12 protein-coding genes and 1 riboswitch are annotated in these 13,090 nt (G+C 42.9%); all 12 genes read right to left on the bottom strand.

Translation table 11 applies throughout. The annotated features are described in order from the left end of the window. Window positions 1–66: 66 nt before the first annotated feature. Window positions 67–666 (bottom strand): nucleoside/nucleotide kinase family protein, encoded by a 600-nt coding sequence (locus tag KNL20_RS00295; RefSeq protein WP_230398706.1) that lies wholly within the window; start codon window positions 664–666, stop codon window positions 67–69. Between the two features lie 10 nt (window positions 667–676). Then, window positions 677–1,366: a response regulator transcription factor gene (locus KNL20_RS00290; protein WP_230398705.1), complete on the bottom strand. Its 690-nt coding sequence runs from the start codon at window positions 1,364–1,366 to the stop codon at window positions 677–679. Next, window positions 1,338–2,858, bottom strand: coding sequence for a sensor histidine kinase (locus KNL20_RS00285; protein WP_230398704.1), 1,521 nt, complete (start codon window positions 2,856–2,858; stop codon window positions 1,338–1,340). Before KNL20_RS00285 ends, KNL20_RS00290 begins: the two co-directional genes overlap by 29 nt. A gap of 404 nt (window positions 2,859–3,262) precedes the next feature. Next, window positions 3,263–4,450, bottom strand: coding sequence for a methionine adenosyltransferase (gene metK, locus KNL20_RS00280; protein ID WP_230400013.1), 1,188 nt, complete (start codon window positions 4,448–4,450; stop codon window positions 3,263–3,265). Window positions 4,451–4,557: 107 nt separating this feature from the next. Continuing rightward, a riboswitch (SAM riboswitch) is annotated at window positions 4,558–4,656 on the bottom strand. Window positions 4,657–4,983: 327 nt separating this feature from the next. After that, the gene (locus KNL20_RS00275; RefSeq protein ID WP_230398703.1) at window positions 4,984–6,276 is read right to left on the bottom strand and encodes a UDP-N-acetylglucosamine 1-carboxyvinyltransferase; all 1,293 of its coding nucleotides are present in this window, start codon (window positions 6,274–6,276) and stop codon (window positions 4,984–4,986) included. A gap of 162 nt (window positions 6,277–6,438) precedes the next feature. Further along, window positions 6,439–6,936: a shikimate kinase gene (locus KNL20_RS00270; protein WP_230398702.1), complete on the bottom strand. Its 498-nt coding sequence runs from the start codon at window positions 6,934–6,936 to the stop codon at window positions 6,439–6,441. A 23-nt stretch (window positions 6,937–6,959) separates the two neighbouring features. After that, complete coding sequence (locus KNL20_RS00265) at window positions 6,960–7,397, bottom strand: MarR family winged helix-turn-helix transcriptional regulator (protein WP_230398701.1); 438 nt, start codon at window positions 7,395–7,397, stop codon at window positions 6,960–6,962. A 139-nt stretch (window positions 7,398–7,536) separates the two neighbouring features. After that, complete coding sequence (accD, locus tag KNL20_RS00260) at window positions 7,537–9,288, bottom strand: acetyl-CoA carboxylase, carboxyltransferase subunit beta (protein WP_230398700.1); 1,752 nt, start codon at window positions 9,286–9,288, stop codon at window positions 7,537–7,539. Beyond that, the gene (locus tag KNL20_RS00255; RefSeq protein WP_230398699.1) at window positions 9,278–10,642 is read right to left on the bottom strand and encodes an acetyl-CoA carboxylase biotin carboxylase subunit; all 1,365 of its coding nucleotides are present in this window, start codon (window positions 10,640–10,642) and stop codon (window positions 9,278–9,280) included. The genes accD and KNL20_RS00255 overlap by 11 nt, the downstream gene beginning before the upstream one ends. Before the next feature lie 10 nt (window positions 10,643–10,652). Then, the gene (gene fabZ / locus KNL20_RS00250) at window positions 10,653–11,081 is read right to left on the bottom strand and encodes a 3-hydroxyacyl-ACP dehydratase FabZ (RefSeq protein ID WP_230398698.1); all 429 of its coding nucleotides are present in this window, start codon (window positions 11,079–11,081) and stop codon (window positions 10,653–10,655) included. A 19-nt stretch (window positions 11,082–11,100) separates the two neighbouring features. Then, window positions 11,101–11,526 (bottom strand): acetyl-CoA carboxylase biotin carboxyl carrier protein, encoded by a 426-nt coding sequence (gene accB, locus KNL20_RS00245; protein ID WP_230398697.1) that lies wholly within the window; start codon window positions 11,524–11,526, stop codon window positions 11,101–11,103. Between the two features lie 11 nt (window positions 11,527–11,537). Further along, window positions 11,538–12,776, bottom strand: coding sequence for a beta-ketoacyl-ACP synthase II (fabF, locus tag KNL20_RS00240; protein ID WP_230398696.1), 1,239 nt, complete (start codon window positions 12,774–12,776; stop codon window positions 11,538–11,540). Window positions 12,777–13,090 lie beyond the last annotated feature (314 nt).

The following is a 13,090-nucleotide window of genomic DNA, read 5'->3' as shown; positions in this document are numbered from 1 at the left end:
ATTGCTCGCCAAGTCTGAAAAACACTTAGGACTTATAACGTAATTATACCATACTGTCCCACTAAGTTACAGGGTTTTTTGATGCTCCTGTATAAATATTCTGATTTCTTCCATACACTTTGTAAAATCTTCACTGTTCTGAAAGCGTCGGGTGATTCCCGCTTCCTGGATGTGCTCTTCTTTAAAATCTTCATTGTCAGCCAAAAAGCGACGGCAAAGCTCTGCATACTTTGGGTTCGCCTGTAATTTTTCCCGCCGAAGCGCCCTCTCCAGGCGAATCCCATCCTCTACCTCCACATAAACAGGGCAAAGAACTTCGTTACCATAATACTTTTGAAGTTTAATATACGACTCCAGCGTTCCGATGCCCAGATAATTTCCGTTTTGCAAATCAACCTGCCCGTCATCTGCCGTAAAATAAAACCATTTACCATGAACTGTTTCGTATACACGCTCCTCTATAATCTTTCCTGCAGCCCGTAATTCATCCAGCTTATCCTGATCTACAAAATAGTATTCTTTTCCCTGTGTTTCACCGCTTCTTATCGGCCGGGTGGTATAAAGCACCAGAGGAGTCAAAGATATCATCGGATCCTTTATCAGGCTTTCATATATCCGATCCTTTCCGGACGCACTTTTACCCATAATATAAAATATTTTACCCATTTTAACCTTATCATACCTTAAAGCGGTATCCGACCCCCCATATAGTCTCTATATATTGCGGTTTTGCCGTATTATACTCTATTTTTTCCCTGATTTTTTTGATATGCACCGTCACAGTAGCAATATCTCCGATGGATTCCATATCCCAGATTTCCCGGAATAATTCTTCCTTTGTAAAAACATGATTTGGATTTTCGGCCAGAAAAGTGAGTAAGTCAAATTCCTTTGTGGTAAAATTTCTTTCCTCCCCATTAATCCAGACTCTTCTTGCAGTTTTATCAATTTTGATACCCCGGAGCTCTATCACATCATTTTCAGGCATACCGCTCCCAATCAGACGGTCATATCTGGCCAGATGTGCCTTTACGCGGGCTACCATCTCACTGGGCGAAAATGGCTTCGTCATATAATCATCTGCACCCAGTCCAAGTCCCCTGATTTTATCAATATCATCTTTCTTTGCGGATACCATCAGAATAGGGGTATTCTTCTTGTCCCGAATCTCCTTGCAAATTTCAAAACCGTCCACTTCTGGAAGCATCAGATCCAGGATAAACAAATCAAAATCCTCCTCCAATGCCCGTTTCAAACCTGTATCTCCCCTGTTTTCTATGGAAACTTCAAAGCCGGACAACTCCAGATAATCTTTTTCCAATTCGGCGATGGCTTCTTCATCTTCTATTATTAATATTTTGCTCACTGACTGGCACCTCCTGATATTTTCTGAGAACAAAGTACATCACCGTTCCCACTCCTTCTTTACTGGTTGCCCATACTTTACCACCATGGTCTTCCAAAATTTTCTTAACAATGGATAAACCAATTCCACTTCCGCCTTTGGTGGAATTTCTGGAGGTATCCGTACGGTAAAAACGGTCGAAGATTTTGGTCAGATCCTTTTGTGCGATTCCTTTTCCATTATCCTCTATCTCTACCTGTATGAAATCTCCCACGTCTCTCAGACGGATATTGATGATTCCCCTCGGTTTATTCATATATTTTATAGAATTGCTGATAATATTATTTACTACTCGCTTCAGCTGTTCTGCATCAGCAATAATAATTGTATCCTCTTCAATATAATTAAAATAGGCCAGATCAATTTCCCTGGATTCCAGCTCCAGATTCAGTTCTTCCACACAGTCGTCAAAATATTCTGCCACATGAATTTTATTAAAAGTATACGGGATACGGTTTGTGTCAATTTTTGAGTAGAAGGTCAGCTCATTAATCAGGCGGTCCATTTCATTCGCCTTATTATATATCGTTCGGATATACTTGTCCATCTTCTCGGGCGTATCCGCCACCCCATCCATGATTCCCTCCACATATCCTTTCACTGCGGTGATTGGGGTCTTAAGGTCATGGGAGATATTACTGATCAGTTCTTTATTATCGCTGTCATATATGATCTTTTCTTCCGCATTCTCCTTCAGCCGGATCCGCATATCTTCGAAATCCTCACACAGATCCCTTACTTCACTTGCACCGCTGGCTTCTACAGAGAAATTCAGATTTCCTTCTTTAATGTTCTGTGTGGCTCTTTTCAACTGATTCAGCGGTGTCGCAACTCCTTGATAAATCCAAAGGCACATCACAAGACTGGTTCCAATCAGGGTTAATAAGATAACGATTATCATCTCTTTTACCAAAGACTGCATCTCGGGTATAATACGGTTTGCCTGCGTAATGATAAAAGCACTTCCCTCCTTATTATCGGGAAATCTGAAATCCACTTGTCGTACAAGTGTCTGCTCTTCGATTCTCATATAAACACTGTTATCTGAAACAGCTCTCGAATCTCCATATGATGGGAGCACTTTTAAAAGAACTTTATCACTGGTTTTATCGAATGCTCCATTATAGTATATCCGATTTTCTTTCCTCACCACCAGATATGAATAATCCTCGGAAAGTCCCCGATTAAATTCATCAAGGTACTCCTGGTTTTGCAGATTTTCCGGTACACCTTCTGCTGTCTCACGGAGCTTTTGCATATCACCTTCCGTCATTTTATTCAACATCAGTGTGTTATTCACCAGGTTTTGATAAGTGGGAGCTTCAATTCCATATTGCTTTCCTATCGCCTCCACCTTTATCTTCATCCCAGTGTAAAACATCACGCATGTGAGTATGACCGGAATACATATGATGGAAAAAAAGGATATAATAATCCTTGTCTTTAATTTCATAGCTTCAGCTTCCTTTCAAATGCATGCTTTTTCATGCAAGCATGAAACGCATGACCTTTCGACCCTGGTACTTCTTCCATGATACCACGGATTGCTCCGCACAGAAGCGCTCCCCCAATCCTGCAAATATTCGTATTCCGCCCTGTTCGGGCTGCATCCTCATATTTGTTCGGGTCTCAAATTCATCCTTTTTCATGCAAGCATGAAACGGATGACCTTTCGACCCTGGTATCATTAAATTATATCATACACTGTAGTCTTTTTCATCTAAAGTAAGCTGGTCTTTTCTAAATTTTCTATTAACCATTTTTTATTAATAGAAAGGAACTGCCTCAGATGGCAGTTCCTTTCTATTTTGGCATTTGAAAACCGCTATGCTATATCTCATAGCAGTTCTCATCTGTTTACAAATATTTTTTTAGCTCTTCTGCCTTATCCAGTCTCTCCCAGGGAAGATCCAGATCATTACGCCCAAAGTGTCCATAGCTGGCTGTCTGCTTATAAATCGGACGGCGCAGATCCAGCATCTTTATAATCCCTGCAGGTCTTAAATCAAAATTATCACGTACAATTTCAGTCAGTTTTTGATCAGATAATTTACCTGTTCCAAAGGTCTCCACCTGTATGGATGTTGGATGCGCCACTCCGATTGCATAAGACAACTGCACCTCACACTTCTCTGCCAGTCCTGCCGCCACCAGATTTTTAGCAACATAACGGGCTGCGTAAGCGGCAGAACGGTCTACTTTCGTACAGTCCTTACCGGAAAAGGCACCGCCGCCATGACGTGCATATCCGCCGTAAGTATCTACGATGATCTTACGTCCGGTTAATCCACTGTCCCCATGGGGACCGCCAATTACAAATCTTCCTGTCGGGTTAATGAAAAATTTTGTTTTCTCATCTACCATAGATTGGGGCAGGATTGCATCAAATACATACTTTTTGATGTCTTTATGAATCTGTTCCTGTGATACCTCCGGATCATGCTGTGTGGAAAGTACAACTGCGTCCAGCCGGATGGGATGACCCTGCTCATCGTATTCCACCGTAACCTGCGTTTTTCCATCAGGCCTCAGATAAGGAAGTGTTCCATCTTTACGAACCGCTGTCAGCTTCCTGGCCAATTTATGTGCCAGTGCAATGGGGTAAGGCATGTACTCTTCTGTCTCATCAGAGGCATATCCGAACATCATACCCTGATCCCCGGCTCCAATTGCATCGATCTGGGCATCGGACATGGTTTTTTCCTTTGCCTCCAATGCTTTGTCAACACCCAGGGCAATATCGGAAGACTGCTCATCAATTGCGGTAATTACCGCGCATGTTTCACCATCAAATCCGTATTTCCCACGGGTATAACCAATTTCGTTCACTGTATCCCGGACGATTTTCTGGATATCTACATACGCATTGGTCGTGATTTCACCCATAACCATCACGAAGCCTGTTGTAGTAGCAGTCTCACAGGCTACACGGCTCATGGGATCCTGCTCCAGCAATGCATCCAGAATCGCATCTGAAATCTGATCACACATCTTATCCGGATGTCCTTCCGTCACAGACTCAGAAGTAAATAATCTTTTTTCCATTCCCATCTATTCCTCCTTATTGCATGGGCTGCTTTTCTTCTCTACAGGTTTTGAACAAGAAAAAAGTCCGTCTTTGAAAGCGGACTCAACAATTCAATCATTAAATCCCCTTATTGTTCGAAACATTCGCTCAGGTTGGCACCTTCCACTTCGGGGGTTGCCGTGGTTTCGCAGATCCTTTGTATCTCCACCACTCTAAATAAGAGAAAAGCAATTACTATTTAGTTTACGAATACTACCTTATCGCATTTTTCTTTTTTCGTCAAGAACATTTTTACAACTTTATTACAATTTGGAAATACCCCCATGTTTTAAATAAATTAATGTTATAATCAAGAGATATTAAGAATGTAAAAAAAAGAGGGGAAGTCATGACGGATAAGCATGTTGATTATAGAAGATGAGAAACCTATTCGAGTCCTTATAGCTTCTGAAGCGTTGGATTTAAAAAAGTCCAGATGGATGGTATTTTCCGCGATACAATAAAAGCTGCGTCAGTTTCACGATTATCTGCGCAGCTTTTTTTTAAATAATTACACAATTTGAAGTTTATATTTTTGAATTTCTTTTTCACTGGATACCTTCTCAATTTCAGCACCCAGGCTCTTAAGCTTACCCTCAAAGTCCTCATATCCACGCTGAATGTAGACAATATCATCCACTACAGTGAATCCTTCTGCAGCAAGACCTGCTATTACAAGTGCCGCTCCAGCCCTCAAATCCGGTGCGCTGACTCTGGCTCCTGTAAAGCCTTTCACGCCATCAATAATTGCTGTATTGCCCTCTACCTTTACACAAGCACCCATTCGGGATAATTCATCCGCATATTTGAAGCGGTTTTCAAAAATACTTTCTGTTACAATACTTGTTCCGTTGGCAAGTGCCAGTGTTACAGAAATCTGTGGCTGCATATCTGTCGGAAATCCCGGATAAGGCAATGTTTTCACATGTGTTCTTCCAAGCCGCTTTACCGCACTTACACGAACAGAGTCATCAAACTCCTCCACATCACATCCAATCTCTTCCAGCTTTGCTGTCATAGCCTCAAGATGCTTTGGAATCACATTCTTTATCAATACATCTCCCTTTGTGGCTGCAGCTGCAAACATATAGGTTCCCGCTTCAATCATATCCGGAACAATGGAATACGTTGTTCCGTGAAGGCACTCCACACCCCGGATACGGATGACATCCGTGCCGGCTCCTTTGATATTGGCACCCATACTGTTTAAAAAATTGGCAACATCCACAACATGAGGTTCACGGGCGGCATTTTCAATAATTGTATTTCCCTTCGCCATAGACGCAGCCATCATAATGTTAATTGTTGCTCCTACAGACACCATATCCAGAAAAATATGGCTGCCTGCCAGATTCTCGGCGGAGGCAAAAATTGCTCCATGTAAAATATCCACCGTTGCCCCAAGCGCACGGAATCCTTTCAGATGCTGATCAATCGGGCGGCTGCCTATATTGCATCCTCCCGGAAGCGGAACCTCTGCTTTTTTATATTTTCCTAACAATGCTCCTAATAAATAGTAGGAAGCTCGAATTTTCTTAATAAATTCATAATCTACGCTGATAGAACCAATGGTTGATCCATTAATTTTGACCGTATGGCGGTCAATACGTTCCACTGTTGCTCCAATTACGGAAATTGCCTCAAGAAGTACGTTAATATCACTGACATCCGGTAAATTCTCAATCCGGACAGTTTCATCTGTCATAACTGCTGCCGTCAGTATTGCAAGCGCTGCATTCTTGGCTCCCCCAATTTCCACCTCGCCAACGAGAGGATTTCCCCCTCTTATTACATATTGTTCCATGAGCCACCTCTTTATTATTTCCGATTATCTTACCCTCATAGAATAACCGATTTTCATTTTCATTATCCTTCTGTCACTATATATTAACCCAACTAAAAGATTTTGTAAACAAAATTTAATCTTTTCTCCCAATTTCCATAAAATGACAAATCTTATTTTCAATTAAATTCTAATAATTTCCAATATTTTCTGTAAAGTTTCCTCAATATCCAGATTTTCCTCATTAACTATATAATCTGCGTACATTTCGTAAAGAGGAATTCGTTCCTCATATATATGCTTTAGTGTCTGCCCTTCTCTCAGAATGACACCCCGCCCTTTTAAATTTCCAAGACGCTTTTCCAGCGATTGATAAGAAATCTGAAGATAAATGATCGTTCCTGTTTTCTTCAGATGTTCCATTGCCTCATCGCCATATACCACACTGCCTCCAGTCGCAATCACAGATTCCTCCACGCCAAGAGAGGCATTGACCTGATTCTCTATCTCAATAAATCCGTCAACACCTTCACACTCTATAATCTCGCTTAATAAGCGATTTTCTCTTCTCTGAATTACTAAATCGGAATCCACAAATTCATAGCCCAGCTGCTTTGCCAGGATTACACCAATTGTACTCTTACCGACGCCCGGCATCCCTATTAACACGATATTTTTCATAGCCCAGCAGACCTTGTCTTTTTTTATTTCTTGTATTGGCGGAAAAAAGCAGATAGTCCATGCAGTGCTTTTGCCAAAACCACAGCCTCATCCTCTCCCAGCGATCTCAGAACGGCATCCGTCATCTGATTATGAAATTCCTGATGATGACGATATGCTCTTCTTCCTTTGGATGTGAGATGAATATACACAACACGTCTGTCCCTCTCGCTTCGTTCCCTTTCTACATACCCTTTCTTTACCAAACTGTTCATGGAAGTTGTCAGAGACCCTACTGTAATGCTGAGTTTTCCGGCAATAGCCGACATGTTCCCACCATCCAGACCAACGGCCTCGATAATATGCATATCATTATTCGTAATGTCTTTATATTCATCCGTTATAATGGCTTCTTCTTCCAACTGCCAGATTTCATTAAACAGGTGAACCAATACATCATTAATGATCTCACGATTATCCACAGCATCCCACTCCCTGCATGTCCGGTAAAAGTATCTCTTCCCATAATACGACAAAATTCTTCATTAAATCGCATTTAGTATAACATAAAAAATGCTTATTGGCTATGTTTTCTTTTTAGCGTCATCCTTCATCCATAAATCAAAACCTTCGAAACCTTTTGTAACGTCTCTCCAGCAGTTCATTTTCTGTTAAAGGCGTATATTCCTGTAAAAATCCTGCAATTCCGACTTCCAGTTTCTGTATAGTAAGCATAAGGTTCTCATGAGTCAGCGGTTCATCCTCCCGGATTACATGCTCCACGATTCCCAGTTTTTTCAAATCCCGTGCCGTCATCTTCATAATTTCAGCTGCTTCTTTTGCACGTTTACTGTCTTTCCAAAGGATTGATGCAAAACCTTCCGGTGAAAGTATCGAATAAATGGAATTTTCCATCATCCAAACTTCATCAGCCACCGCAAATGCCAGAGCTCCACCGCTTCCGCCTTCACCAATCACAATAGAAAGTATGGGCACTTTAAGACCCGACATCTCATAAATATTTTTGGCAATTGCCTCTCCCTGTCCTCTCTCTTCCGCCTCCAGTCCGCAAAATGCACCCGGTGTATCTACAAGGCAGATTATCGGCCGTCCAAATTTTTCAGCCTGCTTCATCAGTCTCAGCGATTTTCGATATCCATCCGGAGAAATCATCCCGAAGTTCCGCTCTATGCTTTCTTTGGTTCCCTGCCCTTTCTCCTGAATCAAAATTGTTACAGGCATCCCATGAAAATATGCCACTCCGCCCACAACTGCCGGATCATCACGATAATATCGGTCTCCATGCATTTCCACAAAATCCTGAAACAGTAAATCAATATACTTTGTTCCCGTAGGACGTGATTTATCCCTGGCAAGTTCCACATGCTTCCATGCATTTACTTTTTTAAGAACCCTTCCTTCGCCAAATGCTTCCTGATAAATCTGCTTCAAAACTTCATCCCTCGTTACAGCATCAGGGGTCAGTACGCTTTCCAGTATGTTATTAACCCCTTTCGTATTTTGCTCTTGCTGATGCTGATGAAGGATCAGGCTTAAGGCCTCTCTCATCTTTTCCCGCTCTATGATTCCATCTAAAAATCCATGCTCTAAAAGAAACTCTGAACGTTGAAACCCCTTCGGCAGCTTTTGCCCGATTGTCTGCTCTATTACCCTGGGCCCTGCGAATCCAATCAAGGCTCCCGGTTCTGCCAGAATAATATCTCCCAACATCGCGAAGCTGGCAGTCACTCCACCGGTGGTTGGATCCGTTAAAACACTGATATATAAAAGTCCTGCATCACTGTGCTGTTTTAAAGCTGCAGACGTTTTTGCCATCTGCATTAAAGAAATAATTCCTTCCTGCATCCGGGCACCGCCGGAGCATGCAAAAAGGATAATCGGAAGTTTTTCTTTCGTCGCACGTTCAACGGCTCTGGCTATTTTCTCACCTACTACCTCACCCATACTGGCCATCAGGAATCGTCCGTCACAAACCCCCAGAGCCACAGGCACTCCATCAATTATTGCCTTTCCGGTAATTACCGCTTCATCCAGTCCTGTCTTTTCCTGCAGTCCTTCCAGCTTTTCCTGATAGTTCCTAATATTCAGTGGATTGTTTGATTTCAGTCCCATATCCCATTCTTCAAAACTACCTTCATCCGCCAGCATTTCCACTCTGCTATATGCATCCATACGAAAGTAATTGTGACAACGGGGGCAAATATTATAATTGTTCACCACATCTGATACAAACACCCCAGACTTACAGGCATTGCACTTTTTAAGAAGTCCGTCGGGAATCCCCGGTCTGCTGTCAGAGGGATAGCTTTCGTTGTCTTTTATTGTTTTTTTAAATATTCGATCAAACTTCATCTATATTTACCCCCGCAATCACATGCGTATTCAGGAATTCTATATCAACATTACCAGCCTGATAATCGGGATTCTCCAGTATCTCATACTGATAATCCACATTTGTATCAATCCCCTCGATAATGGTTTCACCCAAAGCACTTCGCATCTTGGCAATGGCATCTTCTCTATTCAATCCATGTACAATCAACTTTGCTAACATAGAATCGTAATATGGTGGTATCTGATATCCATTATAGATTGCAGTATCCACCCGGACCCCATTTCCCCCCGGCAGATGGAGCCCCGTGATAAGACCTGGTGACGGTCTGAAATTCTTTTGGGGATTTTCAGCATTAATCCGGCATTCGATCGCATGCCCCTGAATTTTGACATCCTTTTGACTGATATTCAAAGGAAGACCGGAGGCTATCCTTATCTGTTCTTTTATTAAATCCATCCCTGTCACCCATTCGGTCACAGGGTGTTCCACCTGAATCCTGGTATTCATCTCCATGAAATAAAATTTTTCATTTTTCTCCAGCAGAAATTCTATTGTTCCTGCGTTTACGTATTGTGCAGCCTTTGCAGCCTTTACAGCCGCCTTTCCCATGCGTTTTCGTAAGTCATCGGAAATAGCAGCAGAAGGTGCCTCTTCAATCATTTTTTGGTGATTCCTCTGAATCGAACAATCTCTCTCCCCCAGGTGAATCACATGCCCTTGACTGTCTGCCAGAATCTGAAACTCTATATGTCGGGGATGCTGTACGAAATGCTCAATGTACATTGTGCGGTCCCCAAAAGCAATCTGAGATTCCTTTTGCGCCGTGAGAAATGCTAATTGAAATTCCTTCGGTGAATGCGCAGTACGCATCCCCTTTCCACCGCCTCCAAGTGCCGCCTTTATAATAACCGGATATCCAATGTGTTCTGCCTCTTTCGCACCAGTTTCCACATCGTAAATCGAGCAATCCGTTCCAGGTATCACAGGTACTCCCGCAGCCACCATCGTATTTCTGGCAATCTGCTTATTTCCCAAACTTCGAATCACGTCCGAACACGGTCCCACAAAGGTGATATGACATTGCTCACAAAACTTCACAAATTTTTCATTTTCTGAAAGAAAGCCGAATCCCGGATGGATGGCATCCGCTCCGGATACCAAAGTAGCACTTATAATCCGCTCCATATTGAGATAACTTTCCGCAGATGGTCCCGGTCCGATGCAGACTGCCTCATCCGCCAACTGTGTATGCAGACTTTCCTTATCCGCTTCCGAATATACTGCCACAGTTGCAATTCCCATCTCTCTGCAGGCCCGGATAATCCGCACCGCAATTTCTCCCCGATTGGCAATTAATAACTTTTGAATCATATACCCACCTTTATCCAACCATAAATGTCAGTTCAGCTTTTACCGCCACTTTTCCATCCACAGAGGCCACAGCCTCTCCAACACCTACAGGACCCTTTTGCCTGATGATTTTTGTCTCCAGACGCAATTTATCGCCCGGCTGCACCTTGACTTTAAATCTGCATTTATCAATTCCGCCAAAATATGCAATTTTTCCCTTATTCTCAGGTTTTGAAAGAATTGCCACCGCTCCGGTCTGTGCCAGGGCTTCCACAATCAGTACTCCCGGCATCACAGGTTCTCCGGGAAAATGTCCCTGAAAGAAATCTTCGCGGAAAGTCACACATTTATATCCGACGGCGTACTCACCCGGTACATAATCCTCGATATAGTCTACCAATAGAAACGGATGGCGGTGCGGAAGAATTTCCTCAATCAGTTTAATATTTAATCTGTTCATATCCATTCACCTTCCAGAATTAAACGATACGGAATAACGGCTGGCCATACTCCACGGTTTCACCATTCTTCACGTAAACTTCCGCTATCATCCCATCAAAATCACTCTCTATGTCATTCATAAGTTTCATAGCTTCTACGATAGCCAGCACCTGTCCTTTTTTGACCTTATCCCCTACACTGGCAAATGGTTCTGAATCTTCTGAAGGTGCTGCATAGAAGGTTCCGACCAATGGGGATTTCACCAGGTCTCCCTCCGCTTTTGCTTTATCTGCAGGAACTTCTGAAATCTGATCAGACATCACATTCACAGGCACAGAGACTGTATTCTGAATCACCTTTCCACTTTCCAGGCTAAGTTTCAATCCTTCTGACTCATATTGGAAGGAAGACAGATTGGATGCCGATACTTTATCTATTAATTTTATTATCTGCTCAAAATCCATTTCTTTTCCCCTTACTCCTGATACTTCTTAATCAGCAATGTAGCATTATGTCCGCCGAATCCCAGAGAATTTGTCATCGCATAATTTATATCCTGCTCTACGGGTGCACCGATTACATAATCCAGATTCATCTCTTCCTCTGTTTCTCTGGTCCCGACTGTCTGATGGATAAATCCGTCCAAAATTGATTTGACACATACAATAAACTCCACCCCTCCTGCTGCACCCAGCAGATGGCCGATCATTGATTTGGTTGAATTAATCTTTACCTTTTCAGCGGCTTCTCCAAAAGCAATTTTAATAGCTTTTGTTTCAAACAAATCATTATAGTAGGTACTTGTTCCATGGGCGTTGATATACTCCACCTGATCCGGGGTTATTCCTGCTTCTTTCATTGCATCTTCCATGGCTCTTGCCGCACCACTTCCATCCTCGATTGGAGAAGTAATATGGTGCGCATCAGCAGTCGCGCCATAACCTACGACCTCCGCAAGAATCTTCGCACCACGGGACCTGGCATGCTCCAGTTCCTCCAGGATAACGACACCGGCACCTTCTCCCATAACAAATCCACTTCTGTCTTTGTCAAATGGGATGGAAGCACACATGGGGTCTTCACAGGTACTAAGTGCTGTCAAACTGGTGAACCCTGCCACACCAATCGGACAAACGGATCCTTCTGTACCTCCTGCAAGCATGACATCTGCATCGCCATACTGAATTGCCCGGTAAGCGTCACCAATACTGTTCGTTCCGGATGCACAGGCAGTTACCACATTCGTACACTTTCCCCTTGCTCCTGTAATAATTGAGATATTTCCGGCTGCCATGTTCGTTATCATCTTCGGAACCAGTAAAGGATCCACTCTGGACGGTCCTTTTTCCAGCAGCCTTTGTTCCTCCCTCTCCATGGACTGGAGACTTCCAATACCGGATCCTACAATTACACCTACACGAAACGGATCTTCCTTTTTCATGTCAATTCCCGCATCTTCCAGTGCTTCCAGTGCAGCCGCTACTCCATATTGAGAAAATAGTTCCATGCGTTTCGCCGATTTAAAGTCCATCCGGTCCTTTGCCACAAAATCTTTAACTTCCGCCGCCAGCTTTGCTTTAAAATCTGTCGTATCAAATCTGGTGATTTGGCCAATTCCGACCTTCCCCGCCCGAATTCCATCCCAGAAAGACTTTACATCATTGCCAAGAGGCGTAACTGCTCCCATTCCGGTTACTACTACTCTTTTTTTCATTAAAACCTCCATTTTTTTGACTTCTCCTGCATGATACCTGCGGATTGTTACGCACTCCGTGCTCCCACAATCCTTAAAATATTCGAAATCCGCCCTATTCGGGCTCCTTTCTCATATTTTGCGGGTCCCAATGTCATGCTTTTTCATGCAAGCATGAAACGCATGACCTTTTCACTTCTCCTGCATGATACCTGCGGATTGTTACGCACTCCGTGCTCCCACAATCCTTAAAATATTCGAAATCCACCCTATTCGGGCTCCTTTCTCATATTTTGCAGGTCCCAATGTCATGCTTTTCATGCAAGCATGAAACG

It is taken from the genome of Novisyntrophococcus fermenticellae, from assembly GCF_018866245.1.
Classification (GTDB): domain Bacteria; phylum Bacillota; class Clostridia; order Lachnospirales; family Lachnospiraceae; genus Novisyntrophococcus; species Novisyntrophococcus fermenticellae.
Note: the sequence above shows the minus strand (reverse complement) of the source record. Positions and strands in the feature narration are given on the sequence as shown.